This is a genomic window from Streptomyces qinglanensis, assembly GCF_900111245.1.
GTDB classification, from domain to species: Bacteria; Actinomycetota; Actinomycetes; order Streptomycetales; family Streptomycetaceae; genus Streptomyces; species Streptomyces qinglanensis.
The window spans coordinates 35,777-56,253 of record NZ_FOGO01000007.1 but is presented as its reverse complement, the minus strand read 5'-3'; the positions used below and the strand labels follow the sequence as shown (position 1 = coordinate 56,253).

At 74.0% G+C, this 20,477-nt stretch carries 16 protein-coding genes; 7 read left to right on the top strand and 9 right to left on the bottom strand.

Going from position 1 to position 20,477, the window contains the following annotated elements; all coding sequences use genetic code 11:
• Positions 1-84: 84 nt before the first annotated feature.
• Complete coding sequence (locus BMX65_RS16130) at positions 85-1,857, top strand: sensor histidine kinase (protein WP_075000999.1); 1,773 nt, start codon at positions 85-87, stop codon at positions 1,855-1,857.
• Between the two features lie 190 nt (positions 1,858-2,047).
• Here the strand turns inward: BMX65_RS16130 and BMX65_RS16125 are convergent, their stop codons facing one another.
• A complete protein-coding gene (locus BMX65_RS16125; RefSeq protein WP_075000998.1) occupies positions 2,048-3,592 on the bottom strand; it encodes an alanine/glycine:cation symporter family protein in 1,545 nt (514 codons plus the stop codon).
• A 512-nt stretch (positions 3,593-4,104) separates the two neighbouring features.
• On the opposite strand from BMX65_RS16125, the gene BMX65_RS16120 reads away from it, so the two are divergent.
• Both BMX65_RS16120 and BMX65_RS16115 read left to right on the top strand, forming a co-directional pair.
• Positions 4,105-5,013 carry a universal stress protein gene (locus tag BMX65_RS16120; RefSeq protein ID WP_075000997.1) on the top strand — a complete coding sequence of 303 codons (909 nt, stop codon included), beginning with the start codon at positions 4,105-4,107 and terminating at the stop codon, positions 5,011-5,013.
• A 152-nt stretch (positions 5,014-5,165) separates the two neighbouring features.
• Entirely contained in the window at positions 5,166-6,371 is a 1,206-nt protein-coding gene (locus tag BMX65_RS16115) for a low temperature requirement protein A (RefSeq protein WP_075000996.1), read from the top strand.
• A 129-nt stretch (positions 6,372-6,500) separates the two neighbouring features.
• Here BMX65_RS16115 and BMX65_RS16110 read toward each other — a convergent pair whose 3' ends face one another.
• Positions 6,501-7,388 carry a universal stress protein gene (locus BMX65_RS16110; protein WP_075000995.1) on the bottom strand — a complete coding sequence of 296 codons (888 nt, stop codon included), beginning with the start codon at positions 7,386-7,388 and terminating at the stop codon, positions 6,501-6,503.
• A 307-nt stretch (positions 7,389-7,695) separates the two neighbouring features.
• On the opposite strand from BMX65_RS16110, the gene BMX65_RS16105 reads away from it, so the two are divergent.
• The gene (locus BMX65_RS16105; protein ID WP_075000994.1) at positions 7,696-8,598 is read left to right on the top strand and encodes a universal stress protein; all 903 of its coding nucleotides are present in this window, start codon (positions 7,696-7,698) and stop codon (positions 8,596-8,598) included.
• A 201-nt stretch (positions 8,599-8,799) separates the two neighbouring features.
• Here the strand turns inward: BMX65_RS16105 and BMX65_RS16100 are convergent, their stop codons facing one another.
• On the bottom strand, positions 8,800-9,489 hold the full coding sequence (locus tag BMX65_RS16100) for a pyridoxamine 5'-phosphate oxidase family protein (RefSeq protein WP_075000993.1): 690 nt from the start codon (positions 9,487-9,489) through the stop codon (positions 8,800-8,802).
• Positions 9,490-9,679: 190 nt separating this feature from the next.
• Positions 9,680-11,239, bottom strand: a complete 1,560-nt coding sequence (locus tag BMX65_RS16095) for an SDR family oxidoreductase (RefSeq protein ID WP_075000992.1) — start codon at positions 11,237-11,239, stop codon at positions 9,680-9,682.
• Between the two features lie 287 nt (positions 11,240-11,526).
• Between BMX65_RS16095 and BMX65_RS16090 the strand changes: the two genes are divergently transcribed.
• Positions 11,527-12,111, top strand: coding sequence for a sigma-70 family RNA polymerase sigma factor (locus BMX65_RS16090; RefSeq protein ID WP_019358982.1), 585 nt, complete (start codon positions 11,527-11,529; stop codon positions 12,109-12,111).
• Positions 12,108-12,872, top strand: a complete 765-nt coding sequence (locus tag BMX65_RS16085) for an anti-sigma factor (RefSeq protein WP_075000991.1) — start codon at positions 12,108-12,110, stop codon at positions 12,870-12,872. The genes BMX65_RS16090 and BMX65_RS16085 overlap by 4 nt, the downstream gene beginning before the upstream one ends.
• A 186-nt stretch (positions 12,873-13,058) precedes the next feature.
• Here the strand turns inward: BMX65_RS16085 and BMX65_RS16080 are convergent, their stop codons facing one another.
• The 5 genes from BMX65_RS16080 to BMX65_RS16060 form a co-directional block, all read right to left on the bottom strand.
• Entirely contained in the window at positions 13,059-13,880 is an 822-nt protein-coding gene (locus BMX65_RS16080; RefSeq protein ID WP_079171944.1) for a DUF1295 domain-containing protein, read from the bottom strand.
• Between the two features lie 7 nt (positions 13,881-13,887).
• On the bottom strand, positions 13,888-15,192 hold the full coding sequence (locus tag BMX65_RS16075; protein ID WP_420856847.1) for a class I SAM-dependent methyltransferase: 1,305 nt from the start codon (positions 15,190-15,192) through the stop codon (positions 13,888-13,890).
• Positions 15,192-16,454, bottom strand: a complete 1,263-nt coding sequence (locus BMX65_RS16070; RefSeq protein WP_075001300.1) for an SAM-dependent methyltransferase — start codon at positions 16,452-16,454, stop codon at positions 15,192-15,194. The genes BMX65_RS16075 and BMX65_RS16070 overlap by 1 nt, the downstream gene beginning before the upstream one ends.
• A 2-nt stretch (positions 16,455-16,456) precedes the next feature.
• The gene (locus tag BMX65_RS16065) at positions 16,457-17,158 is read right to left on the bottom strand and encodes a DUF1365 domain-containing protein (RefSeq protein WP_075001301.1); all 702 of its coding nucleotides are present in this window, start codon (positions 17,156-17,158) and stop codon (positions 16,457-16,459) included.
• Between the two features lie 80 nt (positions 17,159-17,238).
• Positions 17,239-18,537 (bottom strand): NAD(P)/FAD-dependent oxidoreductase, encoded by a 1,299-nt coding sequence (locus BMX65_RS16060; RefSeq protein WP_075000989.1) that lies wholly within the window; start codon positions 18,535-18,537, stop codon positions 17,239-17,241.
• Between the two features lie 198 nt (positions 18,538-18,735).
• Between BMX65_RS16060 and BMX65_RS16055 the strand changes: the two genes are divergently transcribed.
• Positions 18,736-20,373: a molybdopterin-dependent oxidoreductase gene (locus tag BMX65_RS16055; RefSeq protein ID WP_420856846.1), complete on the top strand. Its 1,638-nt coding sequence runs from the start codon at positions 18,736-18,738 to the stop codon at positions 20,371-20,373.
• Positions 20,374-20,477 lie beyond the last annotated feature (104 nt).

Here is a 20,477-nt window from a genome sequence, read left to right as displayed (position 1 = left end):
TATCCTGCGACGACGGCCGCTACCGTGGTGCGGAAGCGCGGCGGCCGCCCCGCGGCACGGTCCAGGGGAGGTGGAGGAGCAGCGGTGGGAGACTCCGAGGAGGCCCGCGAACCCCGCTTCCGGCTGCCGCAGTTACGGCTCGACGAACTGCTGGAGGAGCTGCAGGCCCGGCTCGACGCGGCCCGCGGCACGCGGGACCGGGTGCACAACCTGCTGGAGGCGGTGCTCTCGGTCGGCCGCGAACTGGACCTCGAACAGGCGCTGCGCAGCATCGTGCAGGCTGCCGCGGTCCTGGTGGACGCCGAATACGCCGCGCTCGGGGTCATCGGCCCGGACGGCAGGCGGCTCTCGGAGTTCCTCACCGTGGGCGTCACCGGCGAGCAGATCGCCGGGATCGGGCCGTTCCCGGAGGGTCACGGCATTCTCGGGGAGCTGATCCGCAACCCGGAGCCGCTGCGGCTGCCGAAGCTCTCGGCGCATCCCGCCTCCTACGGATTCCCGCCCCACCACCCGCCGATGAACACGTTCCTGGGCGTCCCGATCCGGGTACGGGACCAGGTCTTCGGCAATCTCTACCTGACCGAGAAGCGGGGCGGCGCGCAGTTCGACGAGGAGGACGAGTCGGTCCTCTCCACCCTGGCCGTGGCGGCCGGGGTGGCCATCGACAACGCCCGCCTCTACGAGGAGTCCCGGCTGCGCGAGCGCTGGTTGCAGGCCAGTGCGGAGATCACCCACAACCTGATGTCCGGCAGCGACCGCGGCCAGGTCCTCGGGCTGATCGCCGAGCGGGCCCGGGAGATCACCGCGGCGGCGCTGGCCGTGGTCGCGGTGCCCATGGAGGAGACCGACGCGCTCACCGTCGAACTGGCCATCGGGCCGCAGGCGGAGGCGTACCGCGGACTGGTGCTGCCGGCCGGGGACGGCCTGATCGGGCGGGCCTTCGAGAGCGCCGCCGCCGTCTCGGGCCCGGATCTCACCGGCGCCGGGGGCGGCACACCCGGTCCTCCTCCCGCCGCCGGCGCGCGGCAGGGCCCGGGCGGCGGGCTGCCGTCGGCGGGGCTCGGCGCGGCCGTCGCCGTTCCCATCGGCTCCGGCGACAGCGTACGCGGCGTGGTGCTGCTGGTCCGGGCCGCGGGCCGGACTCCGTTCTCGGAGAAGGAGACCGAGCCGCTGCGCGGATTCGCGGCCCAGGCCGCCGTCGCCATGGAGTTGGCCGAACGCCGCCGGGACGCCGAGGAGATCGCGGTGCTCCAGGACCGCGACCGCATCGCACGCGATCTGCACGACCTGGCGATCCAGCGGCTGTTCGCCACCGGGATGACGCTGCAGAGCGCGGGGCGCTTCATCGACCACGCGGAGGCGTCCGAGCGGGTGCTGCGCGCGGTGGACGACCTGGACGAGACCATCAAGATCATCAGGACCACCATCTTCGGACTGCGGGCGCGGGAGGACGCGGCCGGATCCGGCCTGCGTGCGCGCGTGGTGCGTGCGGTGGGCGAGGCGGCTCCCGTGCTCGGCTTCCCGCCCAGTCTGCGGATGGAGGGGCTGCTGGACACCCAGGTGTCCGGCGAGGTCGCCGACCATGTGGTGGCCGTGCTCTCCGAGGCGCTGACCAACACGGCCCGGCACGCGGGTGCGAGCCGGGCCGAGGTGGTGCTGGAGACCGACGGGCAGCAGCTGCGGCTGGCGGTCTCGGACGACGGGAGGGGCATCCCGCCGGGCGGTCGCCGCAGCGGACTGCGCAACATGGCCGAGCGCGCCCGGCAGCTCGGCGGCGAACTGGAGCTGACCGGCCCCCCGGCGGGCGGCGCCGCACTGGTGTGGCGGGTGCCCCTCCACGGGCCGTCCCGCCGCTGAGCGGCTTCGGCGCACCGCGGCTCGGGTACGGGCACCCGGTCGGACACCGGGCACCGGGCGGGGGCACGCCGCGGACGGACGGCTCGTCCTGCGGCACGGGACGGTGACCGGCCGCAGACATGCGGAAGGGGTCCGGGTACGCCGTGGCGCGGCGTACCCGGACCCCTTCCGCGGTGGGTCGGTCCGACCGTCAGACAGTCGTGGTGACCGGGTCCTTGTCCTCGTCGGCGCCGCCGGAGCTGTCCGGTGCGCCTGCCTTGCGGCTGCGGATGTACTCCAGGAAGTTGTTCAGCTCGCGCTTGACGATCGGGGCGAGCAGGTAGAGGCCGATGATGTTGATGACGGCCAGCGAGAAGAGCACGGCGTCCGCCAGGTCGATCAGGGTCTGCAGGGTGAGCAGGGCGCCCGCGACGGCGAACAGGGTGTAGACGACCTTGAAGCTCAGCTCACTGACCTTGCTGCGGCCGAACAGGTAGGTCCACGCCTTGAGGCAGTAGTAGCCCCACGTCAGCACGGTCGAGACGGCGAACAGCATGACCGCGATGGTCAGGATGTAGGGGAACCAGGGGAGCACGGTCTCGAAGGCGTCGGAGGTGATGGTGACGCCGCCGATGGACTCGTCCGTGCGGGCCTTGGTCCAGCTGTCGGGGCTGGCGATGACGATGGTGAGGGCCGTCATGGTGCACACGACCACGGTGTCGATGAAGGGCTCCAGCAGGGCGACCAGGCCCTCGCTGGCGGGGTGCTTGGTCTTCACCGCGGAGTGCGCGATCGGGGCGGATCCCAGGCCGGCCTCGTTGGAGAAGGCGGCCCGCTTGAAGCCGATGATCAGCGCGCCGAGGATACCGCCGGCGACACCCTCCGGGTTGAAGGCGCCCTCGAAGATCGAGCCGATGGCGTCCGGGACGGCGCTGATGTTGGCCAGGATGACGATCAGGCACGCGACGATGTACATCGCCGCCATGGATGGCACCAGCCGGCTGGTGACGGTGGCGATGGAGCGGATGCCGCCCAGCAGCACGATGCCGACGACCGCGGCGATCAGGAGACCGAAGAACAGGGCACCGGCGGAGGAGCCCAGCGCGCCGTCCTCGCCGCCTGCGACGGAGACGAGCTGCGCGTAGCTCTGGTTGACCTGGAAGAGGTTGCCGCCGAAGAGGCCGAAGAAGAGGATCATGGCCGAGGCCAGGACCGCCAGCACCCGGCCGAGGACCTTGCCGTTGCGCCCGAAGCGCTCGGTGAGTCCCTTGGGCAGGTAGTGCATCGGGCCGCCGGAGACGGTGCCGTCCGGGTGCACCTCGCGGTACTTCACGCCGAGGGTGACCTCGACGAACTTCGTGGCCATGCCCAGCAGGCCGCAGAGGACCATCCAGAAGGTGGCGCCGGGGCCGCCGATGGAGACGGCGACGGCGACACCGGCGATGTTGCCGAGGCCGACGGTGCCGGAGACCGCTGCGGTCAGCGCCTGGAAGTGGTTGACCTCGCCGTCCGACCCCTTCTCGTCGTACTTGCCTCTCACGACGTCGACCGCGAGCCGGAACTTGCGGATCTGGACGAGCCCGAACCAGGCGGAGAAGACGAGGCCGGCCACGACGAGCCAGGTGACGATGAGGGGCAGTTCCGTTCCGCCGACGGGGACGGAGTAGAAGACGATTTCACCCAGCTTGGTGGCGATGGGTTCGACGAAGTCGCTTACTGCCTTGTCGACGGAGTTGGTTATGGAATCGAGTGACACAGTGGTTACCACCTGTAGGGCGGGCCGACGCATGGGAGACTGCGCCGCGGTGAGCGGACATGGTGCAGAACGCCGTCGTCCGATCGGCGAGGGGAGGGAATCGGTCCGCGGACTCGAACCGCGATCGCCCTGGTTGTGCAGTTGATACCGGTAGTCCGCAGAGCCGGCATGGGGTGGAGCCGGATACGGGATTGCGTTGTTCTAGCATGTTCATTGCGGATTCACACGTGATGTAAATCACATAACGGCGAGTAACTAATCAAAGTGCCTGGGCGCGTGACGTGACCGTTATCCGGACAGGTTCATCCTGTTATCGGGTGAACGCGGATTCGGGCGCCGCAGCGTTCTCCCGCGGGGATACTCCCGGCCGCGGATGTCCTCCTGCCGCTCCGGGCCGGAGGGGCCCCGGTCCGGGGGGCCGATGGGCGCCGGGCAGGGACCTGCGGCCCCTGCCCGGCGCCCCGTCCCGGCGCCGATGCTGGGAACAGCACCCGAAACGAGAGGTGGACGCCATGTCCCGCAATGTGACCGTGGGCCTCGACGGCTCCCCCGAGAGCCGGGCCGCCGCCGAGTGGGCGGCCCGGGAGGCCGGGCTGCGCGGCCTGCCGCTGCGGCTGCTGCACGTGCGCGAGCCCGCCCCGGCGCCGCTCACGTACACGCCCTCGGCGGCCGCTGCGGAGACGTTCCAGGACTGGGCCGACCGGATCCCCCGCGAGGCGGCCGACGGCATCCGGCTGCGCCACCCAGGGGTGGAGGTGGCCGTCGAACTGCACGAGGGAGCGCCCGACGCGGTGCTGACCGCTGCCGCCAAGGACGCCGAACTGCTGGTGCTCGGTTCCCGCGGCCTCGGCGGGCTCGGGGGATACCTGGTCGGCTCCGTGGGACTGGCCGTCGCCGCACGGGTCGAGCGGCCGGTGGTCTTCGTGCGGGCCGGGGAGCAGGCCGCGGACGAGCACGCCATGGACCCCGCCGGTGTCCCCTCCGCCGCGACCGGCTTCCGCCCCGTCGTGCTCGGCCTCGACGCGGCCAGCCCCAACGACACCGTGCTCGCCTTCGCCTTCGAGGAGGCGGCCCGCCGAGCCGCCCCGTTGCGGGCCGTCCACGCCTGGAACCTGCCGCCCTACTACGTCTACGGCATGTCGGCGGTCCTCGGTCTGCACGAGGAGCTCGCCCGGCAGAAGGCCGCCGAGATCACCGAGGCGCTGCGGCCGTGGTGCGAGAAGTACCCCGACGTGGAGGTCCGGGAGGAGTCCCGGATCGGCAGTCCCGCGGGCCACCTGGTGGAGGCTTCCGGGGACGGATCGCTGATCGTCGTGGGCCGCCGTGCGCGGCACGGCCGGATCGGCGCCCGAATCGGCTCGGTCACCCACGCCGTCCTGCACCACGCGGCCGCTCCGGTCGCCGTCGTCGCCCACGGCTGACGCGCCCTCGGCTCCGGGCTCCGCCGCCGGGTGCGGGCTCCGGGCGGCCGGTGCGTCGCAGGGCCGCGGCCGGGCTCCTCCGGTTGGATCGTCTGCGGGCCCCGCGGCGGCCGGCCGCGGGCGACGGACGAGCACCGGGCGGGAGCAGCGGGATGAGTGCAGGCGGGAACTTCGCGGAGCGGACCGGGACCCTGCGGCGGGTGATGCGCGGACGGGACCCCGGTGAGGAGCACCGTGCCGCCACACCCCTGGAGCTGCTGTTCGACCTGACGTTCGTGGTGGCGGTCGCCCAGGCCGCCGCCGAGCTCCACCACGCCTGGGCCGAGGGGCATCTGGGGTCCGGACTCGCCGGGTACGCCGCCGTGTTCTTCGCGATCTGGTGGGCGTGGATGAACTTCACCTGGTTCGCCTCCGCCTACGACACCGACGACGTCCCCTACCGGCTGCTGACGCTGCTGCAGATGGCGGGTGCCCTGGTCCTCGCCGCCGGAGTGCCCGAGGCGTTCCAGGACGGCGACTTCTCGACCGTGGTGGTCGGCTACGTCCTGATGCGCCTCGCGATGATCGCCCAGTGGCTCCGGGCGGCGGCCGGGCATCCCGACGGGCGGCGGAGCGCCCTGCGGTACGCGGCGGGTGTCGCCGTGGTGCAGTGCGGATGGGTCGCCCGGCTGTGGGCCACGGGCGGGTGGGCGCCGGCCACCTTCGTCCTGCTGGTGGTGGCCGAACTGGCCGTACCCGCCTGGGCCGAGTCCCGGGGCGGGGCCACCACCTGGCACCCCGGACACATCGCCGAACGGTACGGCCTGTTCACCATCATCGTGCTCGGCGAGGTCATCCTCGCCAGTCTCACCGCCGTCCAGTCCGCCGTCACCGACCACGGCCTGTCCGCCACCGTGCTGCTGATCGCCCTCGGCGGGCTGCTGCTCGTCTTCGCCCTGTGGTGGATCTACTTCACCGGCAGCGAAGCCGAACTGACCACGCTGCGCACCGCGCTGGTGTGGGGATACGGCCACTACGCGGTCTTCGCGGCGCTGGCGGCGGTGGGCGGCGGCCTGGAGGTCGCCCTGGACACGACCGAGCACCACGCGCACCTGACCGAGCGGGCCGCGGGGCTCGCGGTCGCCGTACCCGTGGTGGTCGTGCTGCTCGTGCTGGGCGTGCTGCACCGGATGACCGGGACCGGAGCGGTCGGGCACGCCCTGCTGGTGGTGGCCGGGGCGCTCGTGGTGCTGGGACTGGGCTTCAGCCCGCCGGTGTTCGGGATGGGCGGTGCCGTGTTCGGCATGGGACTGGCCGTCGCCGCGACGCTCACCGCCAACCTGGTGGTCCTGCGGCGCCGGATGGGTGCGCGGGGCTGAAGCGCGCGGGCGGCGAGCGGCCCCGGCCCGGGGCCGCGGGGGCGCCGGGCGGGCCTGATCCCGGCTGCCGGGCCCGCGGTCGCGGCCGGGCGCCGACGGGGCCGCGTCGTGTGCTCCGCGCACGCCTCCTCAGATGTGCGGGACCACCGCCACCGGGGGAGTGGCATGGTGCAGGGCGGCCTGGGTGACCGGGCCCAGCCGGGTGCCGAGCGCCGGCCGCTGCACACGTCGCCCGACCACCAGCAGCGACGCGTCGTCGGCCCGCTCGATCAGGTGCCGCGACGCGTTCCCCGGCGCCGCCTGCTCGTCCACCGTGACCTGCGGGTACTCCTCCCGCCACGGAAGCACCGCGGTCGAGAGCAGCTGATGCTCGCGCCGTCCCAGCTCCGAGCGCTGGGTCTGGTCGATCATCCGGGGTCCGTAGGTGAAGACCGCGGGCAGCTTCCACACGTGGACCGCGCGCAGGCCCGTACCCCGCAGCGCCGCGGCCTCGAAGGCGAACTGCAGGATCGCCCGGCTGGGTTTGACCAGATCGAGCCCGACCACGACCGGCCCGGGCGAGGGGCGTTCCCGCGGAGTCCGGCTCTCCCGCACCTCCTCGTCCTGGAAGGACGCCCGCACCAGCACGACCGGGCACTCGGCGCGGGCGGTGACCTCCTGCCCGACCGAGCCCAGCAGGAATCCGCTCGCCCTGCCCAGGGCCCGGGAGCCGAGCACGAGCAGCCGCGCGTCCTCCGTCAGCTCGATCAGCACATCGGCCGCCACCCCCGGCACGCTCAACTGCTCCACCCGCAGGCCGGGGTGGTGCTCGGCCAGCCGCTGCGCCGCCTCCCGCGGCACACGGGCGATCCACTCGTGTTCCTTGTCCGGGTCGGCGGCCGAGGTGTGCGGCTGCCAGCGCCACACGTGGACCAGGCGGAGCCCCACGCCCTGCCGCTCGGCCTCCAGCGCCGCCCAGTCGATCGCTGCCTGGCTCTCCGCGGACCCGTCGAAGCCCACTGCGATGGTGTCCGTCATTGCTGACTCAGCCTCCGCCCTGCCGGATCGGCGATTGCGTCCCTCCCTCATAAGGAGTGAACCCGCTGGTGCCGCCGCCCGCACGGTGTGCCCGCTGGGTGGCACACCGGTTGCGCACAGTCCCGCCGGGGCGCGGAGGGCGGCGGCGGTCCGGGCACGGGATCCTGCCGGCGCATCCTGGTCCGGTGCGCGGCCCCGGCCGCTCCGGACTGCTGTGCGCGGCGCCGGTGGACAGCTCAGCGGGACCGCGGGAACCTGGAGGAGTCCGGTATGCGGAGTACGGAGTTTTCCGGCCAGGGAGCGGAACATGGCCCATCTCGTCACGGCGGGTACCGACGGAACCCCGGAAAGCACAGCCGCGGTCCGCTGGGCAGCGCGTGAGGCGACCGCCCGCGACGCACCGCTCCAGCTCGTGCACGTGCAGGTCGCCGACAGTGCGCTGGACCAGCTCGTCGCCCCGGACGAGAGCGACGCGCCCCGCCGCCACACCGAGCAGGTCCTGCACGAGGCCACCGCCGAACTGGCGGGCGACTTCCCCGACCTGCCCGTCACGACGAAGAGCGCGACGGGGGAGCCGGCCCGGCTGCTCACCGACCTGTCGGAGACCTCGGATCTGCTGGTCATCGGGTCGCGCGGATTCAGCACCCTGGGGGGCTATCTGGTCGGCTCCGTCGCCCTGCCCGCCGTCGCGCACGCGCAGTGCCCCGTCGTCCTCGTCCGGGCCCGTGCGGGAAGCCCGCAGGCGGACGAGGCGCCCGCAGCGGACGCGGCGCACGGTGCCGCGCGCCCTGTGGTCGCCGGCGTGGACCTGAGCCGCCCCTGCGACGAACTGCTGGACTTCGCCTTCGAGGCCGCCGGGCGCCGCACGGCGCCCTTGGAGATCCGGCACGGCTGGGAGCCACCCGCCTACTACGGTGCGCGCACCCTGCCCCGGGCCACCATGGCCCTGGACGAACTGCTGGCGGAACGCGCGGCCGCCGTCACCGCCAGGGTGCGGCCCTGGCGCGAGAAGCATCCCGACGTGCAGGTCGATGTCCGGGCGTTCCTCGAACAGCCGGCGGCGCTGCTGGTGAAGGCCGCCGAGAACGGGTGTCTGCTCGTGGTCGGACGACGGCAGCGCACCTCCCGGTTCGGCCCCCACGTCGGATCCGTGGTGCACGCGGTGATGCACCACTCCCGCACCCCCGTCGCCGTCGTCCCGCACACGTGATCCGCCGCCCCGCCGCCCGCCGGTCGCGCGGCCGGCGACACGGGCGCGCATGCACGCGTTCCCACGCACGCGTTCCCACGCACGCGTTCCCGCGTACCCACGCACGCGTACCCGGACGTGCGGAGCGTACGGCGGCGCGGTCGCCCGCGCGTCCGGGGCCCGTTACCCGGCGGCGAACGGCGTTCGAGGCCCGCGCCCGGATCACCGGGTACGGATCCGGCGCCCGGTCACCTCACCGGGCAGCACGCGGATCCACAGCTCGCGCCGCCCGCCCGCCCACGGATCCGCGCCCGGCCGGGAGGCGAGGTCCTCGACCGTGCCGGGATCGGTGACGTGCCGGGCGGTCCCGGTGAGGAGGACGCTCCAACCGCTGCTGAGGCGCTCGTCCACCCGGTCGACCTCGAAGGCCACCTCGTCCCCGTCCGCCGCGGCCGCCGGTCCGCCCGCCTCGGTCCGGTAGACCACGGTGCGCCCGTCCGCCAGGAAGTTGACCGGCAGGATCACCGGCGCGGGCCCGTCGGTCAGGCCGACCCGGCCGACTCCATGTGTCCCGAGCCGCCGCCAGCACTCGTCCTCCGACATCCGGCTCAGCTGCGGGTGGGCGGCGGCCGGTCGCCGGCCCGGCCCCGGCTCCCGCGGGCCCTCCTTGAGTTCGTCGTAGGGGAGGTCGAGGACGGCGGCGAGGCGCATGAGGGCGGCCGGGTCGAAGTCGTCGCTCAGGGACTCCAGCCGGTCGAGATAGGCGACGGACATGCCCGCACGGCGGGCCACCTCGTCGCGGGACAGCCCCAGTTGCTCGCGGCGCACGGCACAGCGGTTCGTGAACGAGTCCTGGTGCGGGCCCGCGGCATCCGCGTCGCCGCCGTCCGGCTCCGGCCCCTCGCTGTGCATCGTCCCCGACCTCCACCCCGCCGCCCGGCGCGGCGTGCCGTCTGCGTCCCGGCGGTCCGCCGGCCGCCTGCTCCAGATCAGCAGGGCAGCGCGGGGCGTGCCACCGGGGCGCCGCCGATCGGGGCCCCGGGTCACCACCGCCTCCGGCTCCGGCGGTACCCGGCCCGGGGCCCGATCGGACCGAAGGGCCCTACGGCCGGCGGCGCCGGGATCGGCCGCGGCGACCGCGTCCGGCCCTCCGGCCGGCGGGCCGGTCCCCGGTGCCGTGCTCGGCGGCCCGGGCGATGTTGCGGGCCATGCCCTCGAAGAGCACGGTGTGGAACGGGGCGACACTCCACCAGTACAGGTGGCCCGCCAGGCCGTGCGGGCGGAAGAGAGCGCGCTGCCGGTAGCGCGTGCGGCCGTCCGCGGTCCGGTCGACGTACATCTCCAGCCAGGCCCGTCCGGGCAGCCGCATCTCGGCGCGCAGCCGCAGCAGCTCTCCCGGCCGGACCTCCTCCACCCGCCAGAAGTCCAGCGAGTCGCCGACCCGCAGCCGTCCCGGGTCGCGCCGGCCGCGCCGCAGCCCCACCCCGCCCTGCAGCCGGTCCAGCCAGCCGCGCGCAGCCCAGAGCGGGCCGAAGGAGTACCAGCCGTTCTCCCCGCCGATGCCCTCGACGACCCGCCACAGCGCGTCCGGAGAGGCGGACACCCGGCGGGCCCGGCGGTCGGTGTACAGGGTGCCGCCCGCCCAGTCGGGATCCGTGGGCAGTGGATCACTGGGCGCGCCCGGGACGGAGGCCGAGGACCAGTGGGTCGCCACCTCCTGCTCGCGGACCCGCCGCAGCGACAGCTCCACCGCACGGGTGAACGGCAACGGCTGCTGTGGCGGTCCGGGAAGGTACCGCACGATGTCGTTCTCGCGGCAGACGACCTCGTGGCGCAGCGACTCGGCCAGCGGCCGGGCCACGGCGGGCGGCACGGGGGTGACCAGCCCGATCCAGTGGCTGGAGAGGCCCGGGGTCAGTACCGGGACGGGAAGGATCAGCCTCCGGGGCAGCCCCGCCACGGACGCGTAGCGCAGCATCATGTCCCGGTAGGTGAGCACGTCCGGCCCGCCGATGTCGAAGGTGCGGTTGAGACCGGCCGGCAGTGCCGCGGCGGCGACCAGACACCGCAGCACGTCCCGTACGGCGACGGGCTGGATCCGGGTGCGCACCCAGCTCGGGGTGACCATCAGCGGCAGCCGCTCGGTGAGATACCGCAGCATCTCGAAGGAGGCCGAACCGGAGCCGATGATGACCGCGGCGCGCAGCACCGCCGTCGGCACGCCCGACTCCAGCAGGATGCGGCCGACCTCGGCGCGGGAGCGCAGATGGGGCGAGAGCTCCCGCTCGTCCACCCCGGCGGGTGCCAGGCCGCCGAGGTAGACGATCCGGCGCACCCCGGCCGTCCGGGCCTCCTCGGCGAAGAGCCGGGCGGCCCTCCGGTCGGTCTGCTCGAAGCCGCTCCCGGTGCCGAGCGAGTGCACCAGGTAGTACGCGACGTCGACCCCGCGCAGCGCGGCCGCGGTCGAGCCGCGGTCCGTGAGGTCTCCGCCCACCACCTCGACGCGGTCGGCCCAGGGGTGGTCGCGCAGCTTCTCCGGCGACCGCGCCAGGCAGCGCACCGCGTATCCCGCGTCCAGCAGTCCGGGCACCAGCCGCCCTCCGATGTACCCGGTCGCGCCCGTCACCAGGCACCGCCGCCCGTCCGCCTGCTGCTCCGCCATCCTGCCTCCACCTCGGCCGTCCCGCGATCCCCGCCGCCGGTACCCGCTGCGGCCCGCTTCTCCGCATCGTCCCGGTGACGGATACCCTCCGGAGCACGCGACACGTCTGCGGGGCACCGGCGGCCCGGTGCCCCGGCCCGGTGCGGGTGCGCCACCAATCCGCCGGGCGAGCGGCTCCGAAGCAGCGGTGGAGCTGTCATGTCGAGAAGGGAAGAACGTGTCTCCTGTACGAGGCCGCGCACGCGGTGACCGTCCGGCCGGGCCGGGAGCGCCGGGGGTGAGGGCAGGTGGATGAAGCCGCTGCCCTCGGGTCCCCCGCGGTGGGACCCGTCGAGCTGGGGGACCTGTTGGTCCAGGTGGCGCGAGGCGATCAGGACGCCTTCGCCGCCATGTACGAGAGAGTGGTCGGTCCGGTGTTCGGGCTCGTGCGGTCCGTCCTGCGCGACCCCTCGCAGTCGGAGGAGGTCACCCAGGAGGTGCTGGTGGAGGTGTGGCGGGTGGCCGCCCGGTTCGACCCGGCCAAGGGCACGGCGATGACCTGGGTGATGACGCTCGCCCACCGCCGCGCCGTCGACCGGGTGCGCTCCGAGCAGTCCGCGAGCGACCGGGAGCTGCGGGCGGCACAGCTCTCCGGCTCCCGCGACTACGACCATGTCGTCGAGCAGGTCGAGGCGCGGCTGGAGCGGGAGCAGGTGCGCCGCTGCCTGCGCACGCTCACCCAGATCCAGCGCCAGTCCGTGACACTGGCCTACTACAAGGGCCTGACCTACCGTGAGGTCGCCGAACTGCTCTCCCAGCCGCTCGGCACGGTCAAGACACGGTTGCGGGACGGCCTGATCCGGCTGCGGGACTGCCTGGGGGTGCAGGGATGAAGACCGCGGAACTGCACACTCTCACCGGCGCCTACGCCTTGGACGCCGTCTCCGGGGACGAGCGGGAGGAGTTCGAGAAGCATCTGCGTGCCTGCTCCTTCTGCGCCCAGGAGGTCGCCGAGTTGCGCGCCACAGCCGCCCGGCTGGGCCAGGCCGTCTCCGAGCAGCCCCCCGCGGAACTGCGCGAACGGGTACTGCGCCGGATCGGCGAGGTGCGTCAGGAGTCGCCGGGAGGCCGGGTCGCGGAAGAGGCCGCCTCCGTCAGGGCGCCGCGCGGGCGGCCCCGCTCCTGGCACATCTGGGCACTCGCGGCGTGTGTCGCGGCCGCCGGGGCACTGGGCGGGGTCGCCGTGTGGCAGCACCAGGAGGCCCAGGACGCGCGGCAGCGCAGCGAGCGGGCCCAGGACCGTGCCGAGGCGCTCGCGCGGGTGCTGTCCGCCTCCGACGCGAAGGCCGTTCCCGGCGCCGAGCTGCCCGGCGGCGGCTCCGGCACCGTGGTCCTCTCGCAGTCGCAGAACCGGGCGGCCCTGGTGGTCTCCGGGATGCCGGCACCGCCGAAGGGCAAGGTCTACCAGCTGTGGCTGAACGACGGCGGCCGGATGCGTCCGGCGGGCCTGATGCCCCCGGGCTCCGGCTCCGAAGCGGCCCTGCTCGAAGGGAAACTCGACGGCGCCTCCGGCATGGGGGTCACCGTCGAGCCCGACGGGGGCTCCCCGCAGCCCACCTCGGAGCCGGTGATGCTGGTGGACTTCCCGGCGTGATCCGCCGCGGGTCCGGGCCGCCGTGCGCGCGCTGCTCGCCGCACGGCGGCCCGCCCGCTGCCCCGTCCCCCGGGGCCGAAGGAGGTCTTCGCACCCGCACCCGCGGCACCGGCCGGTGCCACGGGCGCGGGGGGACCCGCAGCGTCCGTGCTGCCCGTGCACCGGCGCGGGCAGCGGAGGCGGTCCTCAGCTTCTCCCGTCGGCCGTCCGCCGTGGCGGCCGGGGGAAGAAGCCGCTGGTGCGCGCCGCGTAGGCCGTGTAGCCGGGCCGGTCGGCCATGTGCTGTTCCAGCAGGCGCTTTCCGCTGCCCACCGTCAGCAGCGCGCTCATCAGCAGCGGGGAGACGAGCACCGCGAGCGCCGTCGTGCCGTCGGTCACCGCCACGAGGTACAGCCCCCACCACACGCAGAAATCTCCGAAGTAGTTCGGGTGCCGCGTCCACGACCACAGCCCCCGGTCCATGACGGTGCCCCGGTTCTCCGGCCGTGCGGTGAAGCGGGCCAGTTGGGCGTCCCCGACGGATTCGAAGAACATCCCGACCAGCCACACGGCACACCCCGCCCAGGCGGCGGGGCCGGGCGGGGTGCGCGCGTACTGGCCCGCCTGCACCGGGAGGGAGACGACCAGAACGAGCGCACCCTGCAGCAGATAGACCTTGCGCAGCGCGTAGGCGTTCCGGCTGCCCGGTGCCTTGTCGAGCATGCGCGCGTAACGCGGGTCCTCGCCCTTGCCCCGACCTCTTCCGGCGATGTGCCCGGCCAGCCGCAGTCCCCACACCGTGGTGAGCGCGGTGACCAGCGCCCGGCGGGCCGGATCGCCCTCACCCGCGGAGAACCCGCACGTGGTGAGCGCCACCGTCGCGAACGCCAGTCCCCAGGCGACGTCCACGATGCGGTGGACGCCCATGCGGAGGGCGACGGCGAAGGTGAGCAGCATGACGGCGGCGACGGAGGCGACCGTCGCCCACACGTCCCCGCCCAGCGCGGACCAGTCGGTGCCGCCGGTCATGACCACGTCACCACGTCCCCTCGTGCCCGCCCAGCGGGTTCGCGCCCAGCCCGCTGCGGCCGTCCTCGTCCGGCCGGACGGCGAGGATCTGGTCGACGCCCATCCGCCGCTCGGCGAAGGCCAGCCGGCCGCCCGCCAGATACAGCCGCCACAGCCGCGCCGTGGGGGCTCCGACCAGGGCTGTGGCAGCGTCCCAGCGTGCTTCCAGGGTGTCGCGCCAGGCGTCGATGGTGTGCACGTAGTGCTCCCGCAGCGAGGTGGCGGCACGGACCTCCAAGCCCGCCTCCTCCAGCAGCGCGACGGTCTCCCCGAGGGGCCGCATGTGCATGTCGGGAGCGATGTACGTCTCGATGAACGGCCCGCCGCCCGGTGCGTCGGCGCCCCGGGACATCTGCTGCACCAGGAGCCTGCCGTGCGGCGCGAGCGCGTGCCGCAGCCTGGCGGCGAAGTGCGGGTAGGCGTCCGCGCCCACGTGCTCGCCCATCTCGACGGTTGCGGCCGCGTCGAATCCCGTGTCGGGCAGGTCGCGGTAGTGGCAGTGCCGCACCCGCACCCGGTCTCCCAGACCGCGGGCCCGGACGCGCTCCCGGGTGTGGCGCGCCTGCTCGGCGGAGAGGGTCACGGCGGTCACCTGCGCCTGGAAGTGCTCGGCCGCGTGCACCGTCAGCGAACCCCAGCCGCATCCCATGTCGAGCAGCCGGGCCCCGGGGCGCAGCGCCAGCTTGCGGCAGATCAGATCCAGCTTGTCGTGCTGGGACTGGGCCGGCCCGTAGCCCTCGGTGCCGGGTGGCTGCCTCCAGTAGCCGCAGGAGTAGGCCATCGTCTCGTCGAGCAGGAGCTCGTAGAAGTCGTTGGACAGGTCGTAGTGGTGGCTGATGGCGCTGCGGTCCCGGGCCACGCTGTGCAGCGTGCCGCCCTGCCGGGCGCGTCGGCCCGGCGGGCGGGGCGGAGGACCGACCGCGCCGAGCCGCACCAGCAGCGCAGCCGCCTCCGCCCACTGCCGGGCCGTGAGCCGCGGCCGGCTCAGACCGCGCTCCCGCGCGGCCTGCCAGAGGGCGGCGAGCGCCTCCGCCGGGTCGCCCACGACCTCCAGGTCGCCGCTGATGTAGGCGTCGGCCAGACCGAGTTCGCCGGGCTGCCACAGCAGCCGCCGCAGCGCCGTCCGCGAGCGCAGGACGACCAGCGGGGCGCCGGAGGGTCCGGCCTCGCTGCCGTCCCAGGCCCGCAGCCGGAACGGCAGTGCGCCGCCGAGGAACTCCTCGGCGACGGCGGCCAGGCGCGGTGCGGCGCCGGTACGGGAGACGAGCTGGATCACGGTGCGGTGGCTCCGTCCTTGATGAAGAGCAGTTGCTGGACGTCCAGGTACCCGGTGCGGAACCCGGCCTCCGAGTAGGCGAGGTAGAGATCCCACATGCGGCGGAAGACGGCGTCGAAGCCGAGCGCGGAGACCTCCGCCGTGTGCTCGGCGAACCGCTCCCGCCACAGCCGCAGGGTCTCGGCGTAGTGCGGACCGCGCCGGTCGTACCGGGCCAGGCACAGTGCGGTCTCCTCGTGGGCGATGCGGGTGAGTGCCTCGCGGGAGGGGATCAGCCCGCCGGGGAAGATGTATTTGTGTATCCACGTCCAGGTGTTGCGGGTGGCCAGCATCCGCTGGTGCGCCATGGTGATGGCCTGGAGCGCGGCCCGGCCGCCGGGCACCAGCAGCCGGTCGAGCGCACCGAGGTAGACCGGCCAGTGCTCCGCGCCGACGGCCTCGATCATCTCGACGCTGACGACGGCGTCGAAGGACCCCCGCACCTGCCGGTAGTCGCGTAGCTGGACGGATACGAGGTCGCTCAGTCCGGCCTCCTCGACCCGGCGCCGGGCCACGTCGAGCTGTTCCCGGGAGAGGGTGACACTGACCACCTCGGCGCCTCTGCGGGCGGCCCGCAGCGCCAGTTCGCCCCACCCGGTACCGATCTCCAGCAGCCGGGTTCCGGGCCCCACGTCGGCCAGGTCGAGCATGTGGTCCACCTTGCGGCGCTGCGCGGGCGCCAGGGCCTCCTGGTCGGCCGGCAGGCTGCGGAAGAGGCCGGCGGAGTAGCTGAGGGTCTCGTCCAGGAAGAGGGCGAACAGTTCGTTGGACAGGTCGTAGTGGTGGCTGATGTGGGCGCGCGAACCGGCGACGGTGTTGCGCTCGGCGGCGGGCTTGCGCGGCGCCCACAGATGGCGCAGCCGCTGCAGCGCCGGGGGCAGCAGCCGGTCGGCGTGCTCGGCGAAGACGGACAGCAGACCGACCGGGTCGGGCGTGTCCCACTCGCCGGCCATGTACGACTCACCGAACCCGATCAGTCCGAACCGGCCGACGCGGCGGTGGAAGGCGGCGGGGTCGTGCAGTTCCATCAGCGGTCCGCCCCGCCCCCACTGCTCGCCGCTCGGAAGCCGTACGCGCAGCGGCAGCTCGCCCAGGGCCCGGCGCAGCAGGCGTTCGGTGACTGCTGTACGCATCCACGAGGAGCGCGGCACCGCGGCCACGTCGGGCCATCGGAGAGGGTCCACGCTGTGCGTGGAGGGGACGGCGGGTGAGGCGTGCAGGGTCAAGACAGTCCTTTCTGTCGGGGATTTCGGGGACGGGGGCGCACCGGCAGCCCGCGCAGCCACAGGCGGATGCCGTGCAGCCGGATACCGGCCGTGGTGGCCGCGGTCGGCCAGGGGTGGCGGACAGCGGTCCGCAGCAACTGCCCGGCCGTCCCGGGCCGGTGCCGCCCGGTGACGGTGGCGACGAAGCTGGTGTCGTCCCCGTGCCGCAGCCGCACCCCGAGCCGCAGCCGGTCGTCCGGTTCGGGCAGCCGCATCCGGTAGACGCCGTCGACGGCGAAGAACGGGGAGACGTAGAAGTTCTTGGGGACCTCGGCGCATCCCTCCGGGTCGGGGTGCAGCAGATAGCAGTGCCGCTCGCCGTAGGTGTTGTGCACCTCGGCGACGACGCATTCCGGCGACCCGTCCGCGGGCCGGCACCAGTAGAGGGTGAGCGGGTTGAACACGTGGCCCAGGACCCGGGCGGAGGTCAGCATGCGCACCCGGCCGTCGCCGAGGGCGACGCCGTGCGCGGACAGGAAGCGGTCGAGTCCGGCGCGGATGCTCGGCGCGGTACCGCCGAAGTGGTCCCGCGCCTCGAACCGGGCCAGGCCGCGCAGCGGGCGCGGCAGCCGGGGCGGACGCTCCGGGTCCACGAACCACAGATAGGTGCCCTGGCGGAAGGAATGGCGCAGCGGGCGGAGCCGGGTGTGGGAGATCACGCACCGGTAGAGGGCCGGTGTGCGCGCCTCCCGGTGCGCCGGTGCGGGTCCGTCCGCCGGCCGGGCCGCGGCGCGCCCGGTCACCAGCGCACCCCCAGGGAGCGGGCCGCGGCGACGCCGGAGCGGCAGCCGTCCTCGTGGAACCCCCAGCCGTGCCAGGCGCCCGCGTACACCACGGGCCCGCTCTCGAGCTGCGGCAGTCTGCGCTGGGCGGCGACCGACTCCGGTGTGTAGACGGGGTGCTCGTAGACCATGCGCGCCAGCACCCGGCCCGGGTCGACGTGCTCCCCCTCGCCGAGGGAGACCACGTAGCGGTCCGGCGCCGCGAGGTGTTGCAGCCGGGTCATGTCGTAGCTGACCCGTACCCGGCCGGGCGGGGCCGTGCAGTCCGGCATCCGGTAGTTCCAGCTCGCTCCCGCACCCGGTGAGCGGGGCAGCACCGTGCTGTCGGTGTGCAGCAGCGCCGGGTTGCGGGACCAGCGGAAGGCGCCGAGCACCCGCTTCTCGTCCTCGGTCGGCCGCTCCAGCACCCGCAGCGCCTGGTCCGCGTGGACGGCCAGGACGACCTTGTCGTAGTGGTGCTCCTGGCCGTCGGCGGTGACGATCTCGGCCCCGGCGCCCCCGGTGGAGTGCCGGCGCACCGCGCGCACCGGCGCCGAGGTGCGGATGTCGGGGAGTTCTTTGGCGATCCGCTGCACATAGGTGTGCGAGCCGCCGGTGACGGTGCGCCACACCGGCGAGCCGCCGATGCCGAGCATTCCGTGCTGGGACAGGAAGCGGAAGAGATAGCGCGCCGGGTACTGCAGGGCGGTGTCCGGCGCGCAGGACCACACGGCCGAGACCAGCGGCGCCAGGTAGTGGGAGGTGAAGTAGGAGGAGAAGCCGCCGCTGCGCACGAAGGCGCCCAGGGTCTGCGGGGAGCCCGAGCCGTCCGCCGGCAGGTCGTCCTCCGCGGCCAGGGTCCGCAGGGCCCGCCGGTGGAAGACGGGGATCTCGGTGAGCATCCGCAGATAGCGGCCGCGCCGCAGATGCCCGGGCCGGGGAAACAGCCCGCTGGGCCCCTTGGCCCCGGCGTACTCCAGTCCGCAGCCCGCGCACTGCACCGACATGCTCATCTCCGACTCCTGCGTGGCCACGCCGAGTTCGCCGAACAGCCGCGTCAGCAGCGGGTAGGTGCGGGTGTTGTGGACGATGAACCCGGAGTCCACGGGCAGCGGGCGGCCGTCCGCGGTGACGACCTCATGGGTGTGGGTGTGCCCGCCGAGCCGGTCGTCGGCCTCGAAGAGGGTCACCTCGTCGGTGGTGCGCAGCAGCCAGGCCGCCGTCAGTCCCGCGATCCCACTGCCGATCACGGCCGTCCTCCGCAGCTGTGCCGCCATGCCGCTCCTCTCCTCGCCGCGCGTGTGAGCGCTTGTCCGGACACCACCCGGGCCGGGCAGCCGCATGGGATTCGAAGCTGCGCGCGTGGCGGATTGGCCCCGACGGGGAAATCCGCACCGGGCGTCAACTCCCGCGAAAAGATTCATTCTTTTCGCGGGTCGACCAATCCGTCGTGCTCCGGGGCCCGAAGCAGGGGCGTGAGTGACACGGAAGAGACCTCGGCCGACGGGCAGCAGCCCGCGCCGCCGCGCACGCCGGCCGCACGGGCCGCCCGTGCGGGGCTGGCGGGGCTGTGCGGCCTGCTGGCGGGCTACGCCGCGCTGGCGGTCGCCGAGTTGGTGGCCGCCGCCGTACGGCCGCGCAGCGGCCCGCTGGTGGTCGTGGGCGGTGCGGCGATCGATGCGACGCCGACTCCGGTCAAGGACTGGGCGATCCGCACCTTCGGCAGCGACGACAAGTTCGTCCTCCAGCTCGGCATGGCCCTGGTGCTGGCGCTGTGCGCGGCGGCGCTGGGCGTCGTCTCGCTGCGGTACCGGAGGGCGGGTGCGGGCGGTGTGCTGCTGTTCGGGGTCGTCGGTGCGGTGACCGCGCTCAGCCGCCCGGAGGGGCAGTACACCGATGTGGTGCCCTCCTTGGCGGGGGCGGCGGCCGGAGCGGCCGTGCTCCACCTCCTGGTCGGTTTCGTGCGGGCGGAACCGGACGGCACCGGCCCGGTGGCCGCCGGACCGGTGGGACGAGTGGCCGCGACCGGCCGCCGCGGCTTTGTCCTCGCCGCGGGGGCGGTGGCCGTCACCGCGACCGGTGCCGGCTGGCTGGGCCGCTTCCTGGGGGCCGCACGCGGCGCCGCGGCCGAGGCGTCCCGCGAGGCCGTGACGCTGCCCGCACCCTCCTCGCGCGCGGCGCCCGTGCCCCGGGGTGCCGAACTCCAGGTGGCGGGGCTGGGCGACTTCATCACGTCCAACTCCCGCTTCTACCGGGTGGACACCCTGCTGCGGGTCCCGCGGCTGACCACCGAGGACTGGAGTCTGCGCATCCACGGCGCGGGAGTGTCCCGGCCGGTGAACCTCGACTTCGCCGCACTGCTCGAACGCGGCCTGATCGAGCGGGACATCACCATGACCTGCGTCTCCAACCAGGTGGGCGGCTCCTACGTCGGCAACGCGCGCTGGCTGGGTGTCCCGCTGGCTCCGCTGCTGCGCGAGGCGGGGGTCCGTCCCCCGTCCAAGGGCGGACCGGCCGACCAGTTGGTGGCCCGCTCCGAGGACGGAATGACCCTCGGCAGCCCGGTGGAGACCGTGATGGACGGCCGCGACGCGATGCTCGCGGTGGGCATGAACGGCGAGCCGCTGCCCTTCGAGCACGGCTTCCCGGTGCGCATGCTGGTCCCGGGCCTGTACGGCTATGTCTCGGCCTGCAAGTGGCTGCGCGAACTGGAGCTGACCCGCTTCGAGGACATGGACGTCTACTGGGTCAAGCGCGGCTGGGCCCGCGAGGCGCCCATCAAGATCCAGTCCCGTATCGACACCCCCCGGCCGCTCGCCGACGTCCGCTCCGGCAAGGTCGCGGTGGCCGGAGTGGCCTGGGCGCAGCACCGCGGCATAGCCCGCGTGGAGGTCCGGGTGGACGACGCGCCCTGGCGGACCGCGCGGTTGGCCGAGGAGGACAGCCAGGACACCTGGCGCCAGTGGCTGTGGGAATGGGACGCCGAACCCGGCTCCCACACCCTCCAGGTCCGTGCCACCGACAAGCAGGGCCGCACCCAGACCGCGGACCGGGTCGGCACCGTCCCCGACGGCGCCACCGGGCGCCACTCGGTGGTGGTCAACGTGACCTGAACCGCTCGTCGCACGCGCCGGATCCGCTCCGGCGCCGGGCGAATCCCGCGGGTCGCACACGTGATCCGCATCTGCAACCGCACCATCATCCACGTAGGAGTGAA

What these genes read in the sequence shown, in the direction of transcription:
- BMX65_RS16120 (WP_075000997.1), top strand. Translation starts at nt 4,105, where the DNA reads ATGTCCCGCAATGTGACCGTGGGCCTCGACGGCTCCCCCGAGAGCCGG.
- BMX65_RS16115 (WP_075000996.1), top strand. Translation starts at nt 5,166, where the DNA reads ATGAGTGCAGGCGGGAACTTCGCGGAGCGGACCGGGACCCTGCGGCGG.
- BMX65_RS16110 (WP_075000995.1), bottom strand. Translation starts at nt 7,388, where the DNA reads ATGACGGACACCATCGCAGTGGGCTTCGACGGGTCCGCGGAGAGCCAG.
- BMX65_RS16105 (WP_075000994.1), top strand. Translation starts at nt 7,696, where the DNA reads ATGGCCCATCTCGTCACGGCGGGTACCGACGGAACCCCGGAAAGCACA.
- BMX65_RS16100 (WP_075000993.1), bottom strand. Translation starts at nt 9,489, where the DNA reads ATGCACAGCGAGGGGCCGGAGCCGGACGGCGGCGACGCGGATGCCGCG.
- BMX65_RS16095 (WP_075000992.1), bottom strand. Translation starts at nt 11,239, where the DNA reads ATGGCGGAGCAGCAGGCGGACGGGCGGCGGTGCCTGGTGACGGGCGCG.
- BMX65_RS16085 (WP_075000991.1), top strand. Translation starts at nt 12,108, where the DNA reads ATGAAGACCGCGGAACTGCACACTCTCACCGGCGCCTACGCCTTGGAC.
- BMX65_RS16080 (WP_079171944.1), bottom strand. Translation starts at nt 13,880, where the DNA reads ATGACCGGCGGCACCGACTGGTCCGCGCTGGGCGGGGACGTGTGGGCG.
- BMX65_RS16060 (WP_075000989.1), bottom strand. Translation starts at nt 18,537, where the DNA reads ATGGCGGCACAGCTGCGGAGGACGGCCGTGATCGGCAGTGGGATCGCG.